Annotated in this window: 12 protein-coding genes; 9 read left to right on the top strand and 3 right to left on the bottom strand. The window is 64.8% G+C overall.

The window, feature by feature from the left end; translation table 11 throughout:
- Positions 1-98: 98 nt before the first annotated feature.
- Positions 99-491, bottom strand: a complete 393-nt coding sequence (locus H3H39_RS10275) for a hypothetical protein (protein ID WP_182153273.1) — start codon at positions 489-491, stop codon at positions 99-101.
- A 236-nt stretch (positions 492-727) separates the two neighbouring features.
- Between H3H39_RS10275 and H3H39_RS10270 the strand changes: the two genes are divergently transcribed.
- The 6 genes from H3H39_RS10270 (at position 728) to H3H39_RS10245 (ending at position 8,855) form a co-directional block, all read left to right on the top strand.
- On the top strand, positions 728-1,267 hold the full coding sequence (locus H3H39_RS10270) for a nitrous oxide reductase accessory protein NosL (protein ID WP_182153272.1): 540 nt from the start codon (positions 728-730) through the stop codon (positions 1,265-1,267).
- A gap of 155 nt (positions 1,268-1,422) precedes the next feature.
- A complete protein-coding gene (locus tag H3H39_RS10265) occupies positions 1,423-5,118 on the top strand; it encodes a nitrate reductase subunit alpha (RefSeq protein ID WP_182153271.1) in 3,696 nt (1,231 codons plus the stop codon).
- Between the two features lie 26 nt (positions 5,119-5,144).
- The gene (gene narH, locus H3H39_RS10260) at positions 5,145-6,701 is read left to right on the top strand and encodes a nitrate reductase subunit beta (RefSeq protein WP_182153270.1); all 1,557 of its coding nucleotides are present in this window, start codon (positions 5,145-5,147) and stop codon (positions 6,699-6,701) included.
- Positions 6,702-6,735: 34 nt separating this feature from the next.
- The gene (narJ, locus tag H3H39_RS10255) at positions 6,736-7,395 is read left to right on the top strand and encodes a nitrate reductase molybdenum cofactor assembly chaperone (protein ID WP_182153269.1); all 660 of its coding nucleotides are present in this window, start codon (positions 6,736-6,738) and stop codon (positions 7,393-7,395) included.
- 11 nt (positions 7,396-7,406) lie between these two features.
- Complete coding sequence (narI, locus tag H3H39_RS10250; protein WP_182153268.1) at positions 7,407-8,090, top strand: respiratory nitrate reductase subunit gamma; 684 nt, start codon at positions 7,407-7,409, stop codon at positions 8,088-8,090.
- An 18-nt stretch (positions 8,091-8,108) separates the two neighbouring features.
- Positions 8,109-8,855, top strand: a complete 747-nt coding sequence (locus H3H39_RS10245) for a peptidylprolyl isomerase (RefSeq protein ID WP_182153267.1) — start codon at positions 8,109-8,111, stop codon at positions 8,853-8,855.
- A gap of 101 nt (positions 8,856-8,956) precedes the next feature.
- Here H3H39_RS10245 and H3H39_RS10240 read toward each other — a convergent pair whose 3' ends face one another.
- Positions 8,957-13,309: a DUF4214 domain-containing protein gene (locus H3H39_RS10240; protein WP_182153266.1), complete on the bottom strand. Its 4,353-nt coding sequence runs from the start codon at positions 13,307-13,309 to the stop codon at positions 8,957-8,959.
- Between the two features lie 231 nt (positions 13,310-13,540).
- Between H3H39_RS10240 and moaA the strand changes: the two genes are divergently transcribed.
- The 3 genes from moaA (at position 13,541) to H3H39_RS10225 (ending at position 17,429) form a co-directional block, all read left to right on the top strand.
- Entirely contained in the window at positions 13,541-14,515 is a 975-nt protein-coding gene (gene moaA / locus H3H39_RS10235; protein ID WP_182153265.1) for a GTP 3',8-cyclase MoaA, read from the top strand.
- A gap of 156 nt (positions 14,516-14,671) precedes the next feature.
- The gene (locus H3H39_RS10230) at positions 14,672-16,612 is read left to right on the top strand and encodes a type IV pili methyl-accepting chemotaxis transducer N-terminal domain-containing protein (RefSeq protein WP_182153264.1); all 1,941 of its coding nucleotides are present in this window, start codon (positions 14,672-14,674) and stop codon (positions 16,610-16,612) included.
- 145 nt (positions 16,613-16,757) lie between these two features.
- Entirely contained in the window at positions 16,758-17,429 is a 672-nt protein-coding gene (locus tag H3H39_RS10225) for a response regulator (protein WP_182153263.1), read from the top strand.
- Positions 17,430-17,463: 34 nt separating this feature from the next.
- On the opposite strand, the gene H3H39_RS10220 is transcribed toward H3H39_RS10225, so the two are convergent.
- Complete coding sequence (locus H3H39_RS10220; protein WP_182153262.1) at positions 17,464-17,721, bottom strand: heavy-metal-associated domain-containing protein; 258 nt, start codon at positions 17,719-17,721, stop codon at positions 17,464-17,466.
- Between the last annotated feature and the right edge of the window lie 17 nt (positions 17,722-17,738).

The following is a 17,738-nucleotide window of genomic DNA, read 5'->3' as shown; positions in this document are numbered from 1 at the left end:
AAACGATAAGTTTATCAAATTTATACCGCCAGCGTGCGGACTGGCGCTTGCCATCAAAGACGTGGTGTTGTGATCGGGGCCGGCCCGGCCCCGCGCGCTCAGGAAAACCGCAGCAGCTCGCCTTCCGGATCGAAGGCGAGGAAGCGTTCCATCTGGCCCTGCTGGATGGCCTGCACCATGTCCTTCAACGCGCCCTCGGTCTTGCGCGCGTCCGGCAACTGGCCGGCGCTGCCCGACAGGCTGGTCACCAGCACCACATCCCACGGCGCGCCCATGGCGCGCGACTCCGCCACCAGGTTGGCGAAGGTATCCAGTTCCCCCACTTGCTTATCGACGCACATGACGGGCGTGAGCGTGCCGCGGCGCGGCGCACCGGCGTTGGCCGGGTCGATGGCCTCGTATTCGGCGCGGGTGAAGGTAAACAGCAGGCGCTGGGGTTCGGCTTGCATGGCGGCGGCCGACAGCAGGTCGGTAAAACTGGCGATATTCACGGGTGATTCCTTTCGTTGTGCTGGTGCGATGCGACACAGGGATCGTGCGCGCGCGCCAGCCGTATGTATAACCCGGCGCGGCGGCCGTCGCCATTGGCGCGAGTGGCTAGCGAGCCTAGTCCTTTTGGCTGAGGGCTGTCACGAAAATCCTTGAGCCACATCATATTATTTGCGAGTGGTCGTCGGGACAATGGTGGCTTGGACGGAGCTGCCGTCGTGCGAGTAAAGGTTATGTCATGTTGTCGAGTAAGCGCCATTATCTGAGCGTGGCCACCCAGGCGGTGGCGTTGGCCGGTTTGCTGCGGGTGCTGTTCCTGGCCCCGTCGCTGCAGCCGGCCGATGCGGACGCGCAGCCGGCGCCAGCGCCCACCGCGCAGGCCGCGTCCTGCGCCACCGCGCCCACCGGCCAGATTCAGTATGACCAGGGCCGCCCCGTGTTCTATTGCTCGCTGTCGGCCATGTTCGCCATGCTCGCCTCGGTGGAGCAGCCCGGCTTCGTGCGGGCCAGCTTCGTGCAGGCTGCGGGCGCGCCCGCGGCCGATGCCGCCGGCTGGGTGGCGGCGAGCCAGGCTACCTACGTGCTGCGCGGCCCGCAGGGTCAAGGTCAGGGCCAGGGTAGGGAGGCCGGCAGCGTGGCCGCCTTCGCGTCGGCGCACCACGCGCAAGCCTACGTGCGCGCCGGCGGCGGGCGCCTGCTGTCGTATCAACAGTTGCTGACGGTCGCCAGCAATGTCGCTGTCACGGAATCCACGGCCGGCCTAGTCACAAAGACCTAAACGGTCTAGTCCTTCTCGCCCCATCCGCCCGACTTCTTGCCGATTCACACTAAACACCCCCCTGCGTAGACTGTTTGCTATCGACGGCCTCACGCATGTTGCGTGAGGAGGTGTTTATTTCCTGGTACCGGACAGGGTGCAAGTGAGGAGGCAGCATGAGTCATTTTCTGGATCGCCTGAAATTCTTCAGCAAAACAAAATCAACGTTTTCCGACGGCCACGGGGCAGTTGTCCACGAGGATCGTACGTGGGAAAACGCCTACCGCCAGCGCTGGCAGCACGACAAGATCGTGCGTTCCACGCACGGTGTGAACTGCACCGGCTCCTGCAGCTGGAAGGTGTATGTGAAGAACGGGCTGATCACCTGGGAAACCCAGCAGACCGATTATCCGCGTACGCGGCCGGACCTGCCCAACCACGAACCGCGCGGATGCCCGCGCGGCGCCAGCTATTCCTGGTACGTGTATTCGGCCCAGCGCGTCAAGTACCCGATGGTACGCGGCCGCCTGATGGACATGTGGCGCGAAGCGCGCAAGACCATGGACCCGGTCACGGCCTGGGACTACATCAGCCAGGATCCAGAACGCTCCAAGCAGTACAAATCGATTCGCGGCCTGGGCGGCTTCGTGCGCGCCGACTGGGATACCTGCAACGAGATGATCGCCGCCGCCAACGCGCTGACCATCAAGAAATACGGCCCTGACCGTATCGTCGGCTTCTCGCCGATTCCCGCCATGTCCATGGTCAGCTACGCGGCCGGTACCCGTTACCTGTCGCTGATCGGCGGCGTGGCACTGAGCTTCTACGACTGGTATTGCGACTTGCCACCAAGCAGCCCGCAAGTGTGGGGCGAACAGACCGACGTGCCGGAATCGGCCGACTGGTACAACTCCACCTACCTGATGGTGTGGGGCTCGAACGTGCCGATGACCCGTACCCCGGACGCCCACTTCTACACCGAAGTGCGCTACAAGGGCACCAAGACGGTGGCCGTGTCCTCCGACTTCGGCGAGATGGCCAAGTTCGGCGACATCTGGCTGGCACCGAAACAAGGTACCGACGCGGCACTGGCGATGGCCATGGGCCACGTGATCCTGAAGGAATTCCACACCGAAGGCCAATCGCAGTATTTCAAGGACTACGCGAAACAGTACACCGACTTCCCGATGCTGGTGCTGCTCAAGGAGCAGAACGGCACGCTGGCGCCCGAGTACTTCCTGCGCGCCTCGCACCTGGCCAACAACCTGGACGAAACCAACAATCCCGACTGGAAAACCCTCGTCATCGACGACGCCAGCGGCGAGATCGTGGCGCCGGCCGGTTCCATCGGCTTCCGTTGGGGCGAGTCGGGCAAGTGGAACCTGGAGATGAAACAGGGCGGCAACAAGAAGCCGGTCGATCCGCGCCTGTCGCTGATCGGTTGCGCCGATGAAGTGGTGCCGGTGGGCTTCGCCTACTTCGGCGGCAAGGACGCCAGCGATCTGCTGATGCGCAACGTGCCCGTCAAGCGCCTCACGCTGGCCGACGGCAGCAGCGCGCTGGTCGCCACCGTGTTCGACCTGAGCATGGCCAACTACGGTATCGACCGTGGCCTGGGCGGCGGCAACGTGGCCACCAGCTACGAGGACGACGTCCCTTACACCCCGCAATGGCAAGTCAAGCACACCGGCGTGAAAGCGGCCGACGTGATCACCGTGGCCCGCCAGTTCGCACAGAACGCGGACCAGACCCGTGGCAAGAGCATGGTGATCGTGGGCGCGGCCCTGAATCACTGGTACCACATGGACATGACCTATCGCGGCATCATCAACATGCTGATGATGTGCGGTTGCGTGGGCCAATCGGGCGGCGGCTGGGCACACTACGTGGGCCAGGAAAAACTGCGTCCGCAAACGGGCTGGACGCCGCTGGCATTCGCCCAGGACTGGAACCGTCCGATGCGCCAGATGAACGGCACCTCGTTCTTCTACAACCACACCAGCCAGTGGCGCCACGAGAAGCTGCACACCGAGGAAATCGCGTCGCCAACGGCCGGTCCCGATGTCGCGCCGATGACGCTGCTGGACTACAACGCCAAGGCCGAGCGCCTCGGCTGGCTGCCATCGGCGCCGCAACTGGAAACCAACCCGCTGGAAGTGGTGCGGGCCGCCGCCGCCGCCGGCCAGGATCCAGCCGCCTACGCCGTGCAGCAGATCAAGGACGGCAAGCTGAACTTCTCGTGCGATGACCCGGACAATCCGGCCAACTTCCCACGCAATATGTTCGTCTGGCGTTCCAACATCCTGGGCAGCTCGGGCAAGGGCCACGAGTACTTCCTGAAGTACCTGCTGGGTACCCAGAACGCGCTGATGAGCGACGAAGCGAACTGCATCAAGCCACGCGACGTGAAAGTGCGTCCGGCCGTGGAAGGCAAGCTCGATCTGCTGGTGGTGCTGGACTTCCGTATGTCGACCACCTGCCTGTACGGCGACATCGTGCTGCCGACGGCCACCTGGTACGAGAAGGACGACATGAACACGTCCGACATGCACCCCTTCATCCACCCGCTGTCGGAAGCCGTGCAGCCGCTGTGGCAATCGAAGTCGGACTGGGAAATCTACAAGGGCCTGGCCAAGAAGTTCTCGGAAATCGGCGGCGCCGCACTGGGCACCCAGAAGGATCTGGTCCTGACCCCGCTGATGCACGATACCCCGGGCGAACTGGGTCAACCGTTCGATCCGAAAGACTGGCGCGCCGGCGAGTGCGACCCGATTCCGGGCAAGACCATGCCGAGCATGTCCGTCATCGAACGCGACTACACCCAGATCTACAAGAAGTTCACTTCCATCGGCCCGCTGCTGGAAACCATCGGCAACGGCGGTAAGGGGATCAGCTGGAAGACCGGCCACGAAATCGACGTGCTGCGTGGCGTCAACCGCACCGTGCTGGAAGAGGGTATCTCGCAAGGCCAGCCACGCCTGGAAACGGCGATCGACGCGGCCGAGATGATCCTGTCGCTGGCGCCGGAAACCAACGGCCACGTGGCTGTCAAGGCATGGGATGCGCTGTCCAAGATCACGGGCCGCGACCACACCCACCTGGCGCTGCCACGCGAGCACGATTCGATCCGCTTCCGCGACGTGCAAGCCCAGCCGCGCAAGATTATCTCCTCGCCCACCTGGTCGGGCCTGGAGTCGGAAGAAGTCAGCTACAACGCCTGCTATACCAACGTGCATGAACTGATCCCATGGCGCACGCTGACGGGCCGCCAGCAGTTCTACCAGGATCACCTGTGGATGCGTGATTTTGGCGAAGGTCTGTGCGTGTACAAGCCGGCCATCAACACCAAGACCACCGCCTCCATGCTGGGCGCCAAACCGAACGGCAACAAGGAGATCGCGCTCAACTGGATCACGCCGCACCAGAAGTGGGGTATCCACTCCACCTACTCGGACAACCTGCGCATGCTGACGCTGTCGCGCGGTGGCCCGCACGTGTGGCTGTCGGAGATCGACGCGAAAGCGGCCGGCATCGTGGACAACGACTGGATCGAAGTGTTCAACGTGAACGGTACGTTGACGGCACGCGCCATCGTCAGCCAACGGGTACCGGAAGGCATGACGCTGATGTACCACGCCCAGGAGAAGATCATCAACGTGCCAGGCGCGGAAACGTCGGGTAAGCGCGGCGGTATCCACAACTCGGTCACGCGGGCCGTCACCAAGCCGACCCACATGATCGGCGGCTACGCCCAGCTGTCGTATGGCTTCAACTATTACGGCACGGTCGGTTCGAACCGCGATGAGTTTGTGTTGGTCCGCAAGATGGATAAAGTCGATTGGCTGGAAGGCCCATTGTCCACCAAGGCCTGAACCCGTCAACGATAGCGAGGAAAAATATGAAAATCAGAGCACAAATCGGCATGGTGCTGAACCTGGACAAGTGCATCGGTTGCCACACCTGTTCCGTCACTTGCAAAAACGTGTGGACCAGCCGTGACGGCGTGGAATACGCATGGTTCAACAACGTGGAAACCAAACCCGGCATCGGTTATCCGAAGCAGTGGGAAAACCAGGACAAGTGGAACGGCGGCTGGCGCCGCACCGCGGCCGGCAAGATCGAGCCGCGCCAGGGTAGCCGTCTGAAGATCCTGGCCAACATCTTCGCCAACCCGAACCTGCCCAATATCGACGAGTACTACGAGCCGTTCACCTACGACTACGAGCACCTGCAGAACGCGCCGCTGTCGGAAACGCCACCGACCGCCCGTCCGATCTCCGTCATCACCGGCAAGAAGATGGACAAGATCGAATGGGGCCCGAACTGGGAGGACGACCTGGGTGGCGAGTTCGCCCAGCGTAGCCAGGACAAGCTGTTCGACAACATGCAGAAGGAGATGTACGGCACCTTCGAGAACACCTTCATGATGTACTTGCCGCGCCTGTGCGAACACTGCCTGAACCCGACCTGCGTGGCATCGTGCCCGTCCGGTTCCGTGTACAAGCGCGAGGACGACGGCATCGTGCTGATCGACCAGGACAAGTGCCGCGGCTGGCGTATGTGCATCTCCGGCTGCCCTTACAAGAAGATCTATTACAACTGGTCTTCGGGCAAGGCCGAGAAGTGCACCTTCTGCTACCCGCGTATCGAAGCGGGCCAGCCGACCGTGTGCTCGGAAACCTGCGTGGGCCGGATCCGCTACCTGGGCGTGCTGCTGTACGACGCCGACAAGATCGAGTCGGCGGCCTCGGTGGCCGACGAGCGCGACCTGTATCCGTCGCAACTGGGCCTGTTCCTGAACCCGCACGATCCGGAAGTGATCGCCGAGGCACGCCGCCAGGGCATCCCTGATTCGTGGCTGGAGTCGGCCAAGCGTTCGCCCGTCTACAAGATGGCGGTGGAGTGGAAAGTGGCGTTCCCGCTGCATCCGGAATACCGTACGCTGCCGATGGTGTGGTACATCCCGCCACTGTCGCCGATCCAGGCCGCGGCCGAATCGGGCGTACTGGGCAAGAACGGCATCCTGCCGGACACCAAGAGCCTGCGCATCCCGGTGCAGTATCTGGCCAACCTGCTGACGGCGGGCGACCAGGTGCCGGTGCTCAAGGCGCTGGACCGCATGCTGGCCATGCGTGCCTACATGCGTGGCAAGAGCGTGGAAGGGGTGGAAAACCTGGAGCCGCTCAAGCAGGTCGGCCTGGACAAGAACATGGTGGAGGACATGTACCACATCATGGCGATCGCCAACTACGAGGACCGCTTCGTGATCCCCAGCAGCCACAAGGAAATGGCCGAGGACAGCTTCAACGAGAAGGGCAGCTGCGGCTTCAGCTTCGGCAACGGTTGCTCGGACGGCGTGTCCGACCACAGCCTGTTCGGCAAGAAGAAGCAGGGTTCGGCCATCTTCATGTCGATGCCGAAATCGCGCAAGAAGAAGGAAGTGCTGGACGTCTGATGACGCGGCCCGCTTAGCCCACCAAGGAATGAAGATGAAAAGCTATCAAGTCTTATCCGCGCTGCTGCTCTACCCGGAGCAGGAATTGTGCGACGCCCTGCCGGAACTGCGGCAGGCGCTGGCCGAACGGCCCGAATGGGAGGCCAGCCTGGCTGGCCTGTTCGAGCATATCGCCAGCACGCCGCTGATCGATCTGCAACAGCAGTATGTGGCCACGTTCGACCGCAATCCGTCGCACTCGCTGCACCTGTTCGAGCATATCCACGGCGAGTCGCGCGATCGCGGCCAGGCCATGGTCGACCTGCTTGCCGAGTACCGCAAGCATGGCCTGGACATGGTCGGCAACGACCTGCCGGACTATGTGCCGCTGTTCCTCGAATTCCTGTCGCAGCAGGAGCGCGACGAAGGTCTGCGCCTGCTGGGCGACGCGGTCCACGTGCTGGCCTACATCGGCCGCAAGTTGAAGGCCAACGCCAGTCCGTACGCCGTGCTGTTCGATCTGCTGGAAGCGGACAGCCCGGTGCCGGCCGAGGAATTGGCCGAGCCGCCGATCCGCGACATGGATGAAGCGCTGGAAACCTTCGGCCCCGGCGCCGATGGCGTCGAGCCGCTGCTCCAGACGTCGCTGGCCAGCGGCCCGCAACCGATTAACTTTTATCCCAAGGCTGCGGCTGCCGCGCCGCAGCGTGCCTGAAGGAGACTGCAGTGAACTATTTACATCAATTCCTGTTCGGGATCTATCCCTACATCGCCCTCGCGATCTTCCTGCTCGGTAGCCTGGTTCGCTTCGACCGCGAACAGTACACCTGGAAGTCCGAGTCCAGCCAGACCTTGCACACGGGCGCGCTGCGCCTGGGCAGCCCGCTGTTCCACGTGGGCGTGCTGGGCCTGTTCTTCGGCCACGCGGCCGGTCTGCTCACGCCCGTCGCGGTGTGGGATGCGCTCGGTGTCGAACACGGCACCAAGCAGCTGATCGCGATGACGGCTGGCGGCATCATGGGCTCGTGCGCCATGATCGGCCTGCTGCTGTTGCTGGCGCGCCGCTTCTCCAACGACCGTGTCCGTGCCGTGACCACCTTCAAGGACAAGATCGTCCTGCTGTGGATCCTGGTCACGCTGTCGCTGGGCCTGATCTCGATCGGCGCCTCGGCTTCGCACATGGACGGCCACATGATGGTGCTGTTGATGTCCTGGGCCCAGCACGTGGTGACCTTCCGCGGCGACGCCGCCAGCTTCATCGAAACGGCGCCGCTGATCTTCAAGCTGCACCTGTTCATGGGCATGTCGCTGTTCGTGATCTTCCCGTTCACCCGTCTGGTGCACGTATGGAGCGGTTTCGGCGCCGTCGGTTATCTGGGCCGCGCCTTCCAGCTGGTTCGCACTCGTTAATTTTGCAGGAGTCATAACATGGGTATCGCCGTCAACGGAATCGAGGTCAGCGACCTCGCCATCGAGCAGGAATTGCCGCACCATCAGGACGCGGCCAATCCCCTGAAACAGGCCGTGCATGAAGTGGTGCTGCGCCAGGTGCTGCTGCAGGAGGCGGACCGCCTGGGCATCACCGGCGAGACGGACGACGCCCGTGTGGAAGCGCTGTTCGAGCGTGAAGTAAAGGTGCCGGTGGTGGACGAGGCCGCGTGCCGCCGCTACTACCAGAGCCAGATCGAACGCTTCTCCAGCGGCGCGCTGGTGGAAGCGCGCCACATCCTGTTCCAGGTCACCCCGACCGTGCAACTGGATCTGGTGCGCAGCACGGCCGAGTCCATCCTGGCCGAGCTGCAAGCGAACCCCGAGCGCTTCGATGAACTGGCGCGCCAGTACTCGAACTGCCCGTCGGGCGCCGTGGGCGGCAACCTGGGCCAGCTGGCCCGGGGCCAGTGCGTGCCGGAATTCGAACAGCTGCTGTTCCGCATGGCGCCCGGTGAACTGGCCGGCCGCCTGCTGGAAACGCGCTTTGGCCTGCACATCGTGCAAGCGATGCGCCGCATCGAAGGCGAAGCGCTGCCGTTCGACGCCGTGCAGGCGCAGATCGCCGACGAGCTGCAACGCCAGTCGTGGCAGCGCGCGCTGCACCAGTACCTGCACATCCTGGTGGGCCAGGCCGACATCGAAGGGGTGCAGCTGGAAGGTGCGGACTCGCCGCTGGTGCAATAAGCGGACCGGATAAATAGAGTGGGGAGACGCTACGGCGTCCGCATTTTGCGCGGACGCCGTTTCTTTTTGAGCGGAACTGGCCCCGCTGCTGTTTCGGTTTGTTAGGCCAGGTCGGCCAGGGTGAGTTGGGCGCTGGGAACACCGACCAGCGTGGCCAGGTGCAGCAGTTCTCCGGCATCGGCCAGGTGGTTGCCGTTATGGTCGGCCGCGCCACTGCCTGTACCAAACAGCCACGCTTGCGTGTTGCCGCCCGCGTCCTGGCCGATGAAGGTCGCATGTTCGGCCAGCGTGTCCGCGACGGCGTAGGCGCGGTTGATGGCGGTGGCCACGGCGGCGGCCGAGCCATCCCCCAGGCTGCCCACCTTGATCACATAGCCATGGCTCGCGTCGAAGGTGAGCGCCGTACCTGCGACACGCGAGGCGCTGGCGTCGAGCAGCGCGGGGACGCCCGTGGCCAGGTGCAGCGTGGCGCCGCTGCCGGCCACGAAACCGGTGACCGTGGTGTCGCTGCCACCCAGCAGGTCGAGCTGGTCGCCGGCGGCCGCGTGCACGCCGGCGCCGGCGCCATGGATTTCGATCGTGGCGTGGCCGGCGCTGTAGATCTGCTGGCCGCCGCCGTTGACAACGGCGTGCTTGACGGCGTCCGACAGTACGATGCTTTGCGGCGCCAGCGTGGCGGCCAGCGTGAGCGTGTCGCCCTTGAGCGTTTCGCCGCCCAGGGTCACGCCAGCGCCGATGGTGCTGGCGTCGATCAAGCCCGTATTGAGGTAGCCATTGGCCAGTCCCTGGCGCAGCACGGTGGCCGCGTCCAGCAGCAGGGCCGGGTCGGCGTAGCCGCCCTTGGCGCTGTCGATCAGCCAGCCGCCGCTGTGGCCAGGTGCGGCATGGGTGTTGGTTTCATCCTCCGGGCTGACGGCGAACGCCACCAGCACGTTGGCGCGGCTGTCGCCCTGGGCCAGGTCGTGGACCCAGAACGCCAGGCCGGCCGCCTTGGGCGTGCGGTGCAGCACGTTCTGGTACAGCGCGTTGACGAAGGCCAGGTCGCCCGCGCCGCCGTGGTCGGATGGGGTGGCGGCGGCCGGATAGCGGCTGGTGAATTCGGCCGAGCCGATGAAACCGGCCGCGATGTCGGCCAGCGAGGCGCCGGCGGCCAACTGGCTTTCCCAGAATTCCAGGCCCGTCAGGCGCGGCAGGCGGCCCAGCGCCGCCATGTAGAGCTCGGCCACGGCCGCGTTGTGGCCGTTGACGACAAAATACATGTCAGGATAGAAGCCCGCGTCGGTGGCGGCCGCGCCGTTGAAGATCACATAGTCGGCGCCGGTGATGGTGACGTGCTTGCCGTAGTCGGCGTCGCTGGCGGCCACGTTGGCGATCTCCAGCTTGCCGGAGGCGTCGCTGCGGATCGCGTAGTGGTCGCGCGCGCCTTCCAGCACGACGGCGTGGTTGCCTTCGCCCAGGGTGGCATTCTGGAAACCCACCACGACGTTGCCCGTATGTGGCGCGGCGGCGCCGTCGGCCACCGGCCGCATCAGCGTCTCGGCGCTGCGGGCGGCGCCATCTTGCTGGATCACGAAGCGGGCCACGCCGTCGCTCAAGCCAGGCACGCTCACGGTGTAGGGACTGGTGATGGCGCGCAGCACGGATGCGTTGGTCACCAGGTCGGCCGCGCTCAGGTGGAGCGCGGGCGTGTCGGCGTCCGTCAACACCACGCTGGCCAACTTGCCCTGCGCCGCCTGGAGTCGCAGGACGCTCAGGTGGGCTGACAGCTGGTCCGCGCTGTCGCTGACGGCGAAGCGGGCATTTGGATGACTCGCTGCCAGCGTGGCCACGTCGGCCACGCTGGCGCCGGTGACGGCCAGCGTGCAGCCGCCGCTCAGCTTGGACAAGGCGAGGGCGTCGTCGTGCAACTGGGCGGCGCTGACGGTGACGACGGCGCCGGCGCCATCGGTCAGCGTCACCGATCCCAGCTTGCCGGCCGCGGCCAGCATCTGCAGCGCATCGAGGCCGGCGCCAATGTTGGCGGCGCTGTCGGCCACGTCGTAGGACGCGGGCTTGGCGCTGCTGGCGTCGGCGTCGATGGCCAGCACGGTGGCCAGGTCGGCGCCCTTGGTGAGGTGGTAGCCGCCGGCGACCAGGCGCAAGGCGTCGCCATCGGCCGCCATCTGGGTGCGGGTGACGGCGAACGGGTGCGTGGTGCCGTCGGTCACGGTGATGGCGGTCAGTTTGCCGGCCGCCGCCAGGGTCTGCAAGGCATCCAGGTTGGCCGACACGTCGGCGCCGCTGGCGGTGACGGTGAGCGAGGCCACATGGGTGAGCTGGGCGGTGGCCAGCAGGGCGGCGTCGCCGGCCGCCGCGCCCGCCAGGTTGACACGCCAGTTGCCGTCCATGACCGCCAACAAACCCTTGTACTGGCTGTACTGGAGGCCCGTCATGGCCTGCACCTGGGGCGTGCCGTCGGTGACATGGATGGCGCCCAGCCAGCCGTCACGCAGCAGCGGCCGCAGGCTGTCGAGCTGGCCGAAGATGTTGGCCGCGCAGTCGCTCACGCCAGTGATGGCAGCGAATTGGCCGTTGGCGTAGTTTTGCAGCGCGTGGGCCACGTCCGGCAACCCGACGCCGATGGTGACGTCCTGGGTCGTGCCCCAGCCTCCGCCCTGGTAGGCGTTCACCTGCAGCTTGATGGTGGTGGCGGTGTATGGCGCACGATAGCTGACACGCGCCATATCGGCCGCGTTGAATTCATATTCCCCGGGCCGAGCCGTGGTCCACAAGTTGCGGGCGCCATTGAGTTCGATGAAGCCGGCGCTGCCGGTCGGTACGATCACTTCGTAGTAGGTGCTGGCGGCGCTGGTGCCGTCCAGCTGGAACAGGCTGGCGAGGGCGATGCTGGCGCCCGTGGCCACGGTGTTGTGGGCATGGGGCAGCACGATGGCGCTGGCGTTGCTGGCGTCGAAGCTCCAGTCGATCGCGGCGCTCGCACTCCATTGCTGGCCCAGCAGGGCCTGGATGGACAGGCTGCCTGTGCCAGCCGCCGTTGGCGCCGCAAACTGCAGCTTGGCCAGGTCGGCGGCGCCGATCACCACGTCGCCGGCCGCCTGCTGTTCGGCCGTCGCCAGGTTGGTGGCGCCGTTCAGGTTCAGCCGGCCGCTGCCGGCCGCGTGGAACAGGTAGCGGCTGACCGTCAGCGCGTCGGGGTTGAACACGGAGAACAGCGGCGCCACCGCCACCGTCGCTGACAGGCCCAGCTCGTGGCTGGTGGCGGCTGGTTGGATGGTGGGGGCGCCCAAGGCGGCGGCCACCGCGACGCCGCCCCCTTCGGCCGCCATCTCTTCCATCGATAATTCGAACTGGGCCTTCCAGTCCTGGCGCGGATAGCTGTCGCCCCAGGGGTTGCGCACGATGAACTTGCCGGTGGCGTCGTCGTAGCCGAGCACGGCGAACGCGTGCGAGGCCACCAATTCCGTCATCCCGTCGCTGTCGTGGGTGACAGCGCCGGTGCTGGCCGTCTCCAGCATCACGTCCCGGTGCTCGGCCAGCGCCTGGATCAGCATCGCTTTGCGGCCTAACCAATCGCTGTCGCTGGTGTGGTAGTAGCTGGCACGGGTGTTGGTCAGGGCGGGCAGTACGATGGTGCCCATGTTGCCATCGATGTTGGCATAGCCGTTCACGGACGGGTGGCCAACTTTACCGGTTTCACTCAGTTGTACGTAGGCCTTTTCCAGCAGCGGCGCCCACAGCGCCTTGTCCTGCAGCGTGCCATTGTGGGCGTAGAGCAGATCGCCATAGCGGTTGACGGGCAATTCCCTGTCGACGGTGACCCACACTTCGTTGCCGTCCAGGTAGAAGCGCACGCCATACGTACCGTTGCCATTGTCGACGAACATGGACTTGAGCAGGTCGGGGTGGTTGTTGACCATCTCGATCATGCCGGCGCACACCACACAGTCGCCGACGGCCCCCTGGGCCACGTCGACTATGGCGGCCGCGCCCGTGTGGCCGTACAGGGCATCGCTGGCGGTCGTGTACTTGGGGGTGCTCCCGCCACTCGTCAGATTGGACAGCAGCACCGGGTCGGGCAAGTCGGTGCCGAGGAACCACTTCCCGATCAGTTCGTTGAGCTGGGTGACGCTGCTGAAGCCGGACAGGTTACCCAGCGGGTAGCTGTAGCCTTCGCCGCCATGCCAGCCGATGTTGGCAGGATTGCCCAGCACCAATTGCGTGAAGATGTCGGCCACATAGCTGGAGGCCGCCACGCCATTGTTCAGGTGGCGGGCCACCGTCTGCAAAGTCTGGAATTCAGTGAGCGTGAAGGCATGGTCGCTGCCGGTGTCGGTCAGGATCTGCAGCGCGTCGTTGTAGCTGAGTACGCCATCCGCCGCAAGCCTGGCCAAGTCGGCGCGTATGCCATTGTCATTGAGGTCGGAAATCCAGGCGGTGTTGGCGGACGTGGTCAAGCATAGCTCCTTGGGAAATGGGCGGGTGGTCGCCGCGCGCAAGGCAGGCATATTATTGCCGTGCATCAATATTATATTAGCAAATAACTATTTTCAAAAGGAAATGAATAAAAATGTACATTTCAGGCCAGACTAGTGCTTTAGGACTAGGGTGGCTAAGTCGTCATGGCCATCGGCAAACGCAGGGCGGGCCGTTACAATTTCCCCATTGAATATGAACTGGAGGCTGCGATGTTAAGCGACCGCTTTGGTCGGTCCATCGATTACCTGCGCGTCTCGGTGACGGACCGTTGCGATCTGCGCTGCACCTATTGCATGCCCAAGGACTTCAAGGATTTCGAGGACCCGCCCGACTGGCTCAGTTTCGATGAAATGGAGCGCGTGATCGCCGCCTTCGCCCGGATGGGCACGCGCCGCGTGCGCCTGACGGGGGGCGAGCCGCTGATGCGGCGCCATCTGCCGCAGTTGGCCAGCCGCTTGTCGGCGCTGCCGGGCTTGCAGGACTTGTCGCTGTCGACCAATGCCACCCAGCTGGCGCGCCACGCGGGCGCCCTGAAGGCGGCCGGCATCAGCCGCATCAACGTCAGCCTCGATTCGCTGGACCGCGACTGCATGGCCCGCATCACGGGCCGCGACAGCCTGCCGCAGATCCTGGCCGGGCTGCAGGCGGCCAAGGAAGTGGGCTTCGCGCCCATCAAGATCAACATGGTGGCCATGCGCGGCGTAAACGACCAGGAAATCGACGCCATGGTGGAGTTCTGCATCGAACACGCGTTCGTACTGCGCCTGATCGAAGTGATGCCCATGGGCGCCACTGGCCAGGATACCTCGTACCTGGGGCTGGACACGGTGCAGCGCCATTTGCGCGACAAGTTCGGGCTGGTGCCGCAGGCGCTGGAGCTGGGCGGTGGCCCGGCCCGTTACCTGGCCACGCCGGACGGCCGCAGCAGCATCGGCTTCATCACGCCCATGTCGCAGCATTTCTGCGCCACCTGCAACCGGGTGCGGCTGGCCGTCGATGGCACGCTGTACCTGTGCCTGGGCCAGGAAGAGAAGTTTGAGCTGCGCCCGCTGCTGCGGGGCGGCGCCAGCGACGCCGAGCTGGAACAGGCGATCCGCGCGGCCATCGAACTGAAGCCGCAGCAACATGATTTTGGCCGCCAGCCGGAGAAAATCATCCGCTTCATGTCGCAGACGGGCGGATGATGAGCACGGCACAGGCCCACGGAGGCGCGTGTATACTGGATAGTTGAGCAGCGCCGCCATCAGAGGAGACAGGATGAAACAAACAGTGGACCAGGGCCGGGCCCGGGCGCAACGCGCTCCGGGCGCTTGGCCGTGCGCGCGCGAAGGACAACGATAATGGCGACACCGCACCTGTTCGCCGCCTGGCAAAAACTGTCGACCAAGATCGTGGGCGTGCTGCTCAGTTTCCTGGCCGTGGCCCTGATGGTGATCGGCTCGACGCTGTTCCTGTCCTGGCAGCTGGAAGGCAGCGCCGCCGCCATCAACGTGACGGGCAGCTTGCGCATGAACAGCTACCGCCTCAGCTTCGTGGTGGGGGAACTGGCCGACCCCGATGGGCGCGCCGCCGCCCGCGACGAGGCCCGCTACCAGGTGGCTGCCATCGAACAGACCTTGCAGCAGCTGCGCCAGGGCGATCCGCAACGGCCGCTGTTCCTGCCCCCGTCGTCCACCATCCGCGACGCCTTCGCCACCGTCAACCAGCGCTGGCACGACACGCTGCAACCGGCCGCGCAAGCGCTGCTGGCGCGCGACGACGTGCGCGCGGCCGACGCGCACAACTTCCACACCCAGGCGGAACGCTTCGTGGTGCAGGTCAACGGCCTGGTGCAGCTGATCGAGCAGGACAGCGAGCAGCGCACCTTCTGGCTGCGCGCCTCGCAGTTGCTGCTGCTGGCGCTGGCCATGGTGGGCACGGTCAGCATCATCTACCTGATGTTCAACCTGATCGTCAATCCCGTCACCAGCCTGCAGGAGGGCATGGAGCGCATGCGCGAGCAGGATTTCGAAGTGCGCCTGCCGGTCGATACCCAGGATGAATTCGGCCAGCTGGCGCAGGGTTTCAACCTGATGGCCGACAATCTGCAAGGTTTGTACGGCAACCTGGAACAACTGGTCAAGACCAAGACGGCGGCGCTGGAGGACCAGAACCGCGAGCTGGCCCTGTTGTACGACAGCGCCGCCTTCCTGCAGCAGCCGCAGCCGGCCGAATCGCTGTGCGACGGCTTCATGAAGCGCATCAGCGCCTACTTCCACGCCGACGGCGGCTCCGTGCGCGTGCTCGATCCCATCCGCGGCAACCTGCACATGCTGGTCCACCATGGCATCTCCGACCAGCTGGTGAAGACCGAACATTGCCTGAAAGTGGGCGATTGCCTGTGCGGCGAAGCGGTGGCCAAGAAGATCGCCGTGGTGCACGATTTGCGCCGCATCGACGACAACCACACCTTGCAGTGCCACCGCGACGGTTTCGTCACCGTCTCCGTGTTCCACATCTATGCGCAGCGCCAGCACCTGGGCTTCTTCAATCTGCACTTCCGCAAGCCGGTGTCGTTCAACCAGCGCGAGACGGCTTTGCTGGAAACGCTGGGCCAGTTGCTGGGCACGGCCATCGAGAACCAGCGCCTGGCCGCGCGCGAACGCGAGATGGCCATTTCCGAGGAACGCAACCTGGTGGCCCAGGGGCTGCACGACAGCATCGCCCAGGGCTTGAACTTCCTTAACCTGCAAGTGCAGATGCTGGACCAGTCGGTGCAGGCCAGGCAGTTCGAGGACGTGGCCGAGATCGTGCCGCTGCTGCGCACCGGGGTGGAGGAAAGCTACCAGGACGTGCGCGAACTGCTGCACAATTTCCGCACCCGCCTGGAGCAGGGCAACCTGGTGGCGTCGCTGGAGACCACCATCGACAAGTTCCAGCGCCAGAGCGGCATCGAGGCCGTGCTGGAGGCCGACAGCGACGGCGCGCCTTTCCCCCGCGAGCAGCAGTTGCAATTGCTGTTCATCGTGCAGGAAGCGCTGTCGAACGTGCGCAAGCACGCCATGGCCAGCCGGGTCGAAGTGCGGCTGCAGGACCAGTACGATTTCGTGCTCACCATCAGCGACAACGGCGCCGGCTTCGACACCGAATCGCTGCCGGGCAAGGGCGAGAGCCACGTGGGCATCCACATCATGCGCGAGCGCGCGCAGCGCATCCATGCCCAGCTGGCAGTCAGCTCGGTGGTGGGCGGCGGCACCACCGTCACCCTGCGCCTGCCGCGCCAGCAGCGGCGCGCCGCTTAGAAGTTGTTTCAAAATGACCATGGCTAGGCGTGACGCCGAAGACAGTGCACTTGCACGGCAAGGCGCCACAACGACGCCATGGGCTTTTTGAAATGACTTCTTAGAGCGCGCCCCTTATCATTCAACACTGAGAGGCATCACCACAATGGAAGCAAGCAGCAATCCGATCACCGTCCTGCTGGTCGACGACCATACCCTGTTCCGCAGCGGCATACGGCTGCTGTTGCAGCGTAACCCGGAATTTTCCGTGGTGGGCGAGGCGGCGGACGGGGTGGAGGGCATCAAACGCGCCCAGCAGCTCAAGCCGCAGGTGATCCTGCTGGACTTGAACATGCCCGGCATGTCCGGCGTGGAGACGCTGCAACTGCTGTTACAGGATTGCCCGGAAAGCGCGGTCGTCATGCTGACCGTGTCGGAGGACGCGCACGACCTGTCGGTGGCGCTGAAAGCGGGCGCCTCGGGCTATTTGTTGAAGAATATCGACGCCGAGTACCTGACCCGGGCCATCCGGCGCGCGGCGGCCGGCGAGACGGTGGTGGCGGAAGCCATGACGGCCAAGCTGGTGGCGCAACTGCATGGTGGCGGCGATGCGCCGGTGGCGTCCGAGATCGACAAGCTGACCCCGCGCGAAAAGGAAATCCTGGCCTGCCTGGCGCGCGGCGAAAGCAACAAGCTGATCGCCCGCTCGCTGGACCTGGCGGAAAGCACGGTCAAGATCCACGTGCAGAATGTATTGAAGAAATTGAAATTGAGCAGCCGCGTGCAGGCGGCCGTGTTCGCCGTCGAGCACCGCCTGTTGGGTGCCGGCGACCGCTGACGGGGCAGGGCGCCCATCAGCGGTGGGCGGGGGCTTAGCCGCCGCAGCAACCGCCGCAGCAACCGCCGGCTTTTTCAGCCTGGCCGGCGCGGGCCGTGTAGCCGGCGCGCGCCAGGCTGGTGATCAGGTACGGTTGCGAGGTGTGGTTCTCGTCGAACTTGAGGCTGGCCTGGCTGTTGAGCAGCGAGACGCGCACGTCGCTGACGCCGGTGATGTTGTTGAGTACCAGCGTGACCAGGTCGGCGCAAGCTTCACCGTTCATGCCGTCGATTGTCAAAGTAGCGTTTTGCATAGCGAACTTCCTTCTGA

Origin of the sequence: Rugamonas apoptosis (assembly GCF_014042355.1) — a bacterium.
Taxonomy (GTDB): Bacteria; Pseudomonadota; Gammaproteobacteria; order Burkholderiales; family Burkholderiaceae_D; genus Rugamonas; species Rugamonas apoptosis.
The sequence above is the reverse complement of the archived record's forward strand: the minus strand, read 5'-3'. Positions and strand labels throughout refer to the sequence as shown.

Excerpts from the sequence above, each read along its gene's own strand:
- H3H39_RS10270 (WP_182153272.1), top strand. The coding sequence starts at position 728 with ATGTTGTCGAGTAAGCGCCATTATCTGAGCGTGGCCACCCAGGCGGTG.
- H3H39_RS10265 (WP_182153271.1), top strand. The coding sequence starts at position 1,423 with ATGAGTCATTTTCTGGATCGCCTGAAATTCTTCAGCAAAACAAAATCA.
- narH (WP_182153270.1), top strand. The coding sequence starts at position 5,145 with ATGAAAATCAGAGCACAAATCGGCATGGTGCTGAACCTGGACAAGTGC.
- narJ (WP_182153269.1), top strand. The coding sequence starts at position 6,736 with ATGAAAAGCTATCAAGTCTTATCCGCGCTGCTGCTCTACCCGGAGCAG.
- H3H39_RS10245 (WP_182153267.1), top strand. The coding sequence starts at position 8,109 with ATGGGTATCGCCGTCAACGGAATCGAGGTCAGCGACCTCGCCATCGAG.
- moaA (WP_182153265.1), top strand. The coding sequence starts at position 13,541 with ATGTTAAGCGACCGCTTTGGTCGGTCCATCGATTACCTGCGCGTCTCG.
- H3H39_RS10230 (WP_182153264.1), top strand. The coding sequence starts at position 14,672 with ATGGCGACACCGCACCTGTTCGCCGCCTGGCAAAAACTGTCGACCAAG.
- H3H39_RS10225 (WP_182153263.1), top strand. The coding sequence starts at position 16,758 with ATGGAAGCAAGCAGCAATCCGATCACCGTCCTGCTGGTCGACGACCAT.
- H3H39_RS10220 (WP_182153262.1), bottom strand. The coding sequence starts at position 17,721 with ATGCAAAACGCTACTTTGACAATCGACGGCATGAACGGTGAAGCTTGC.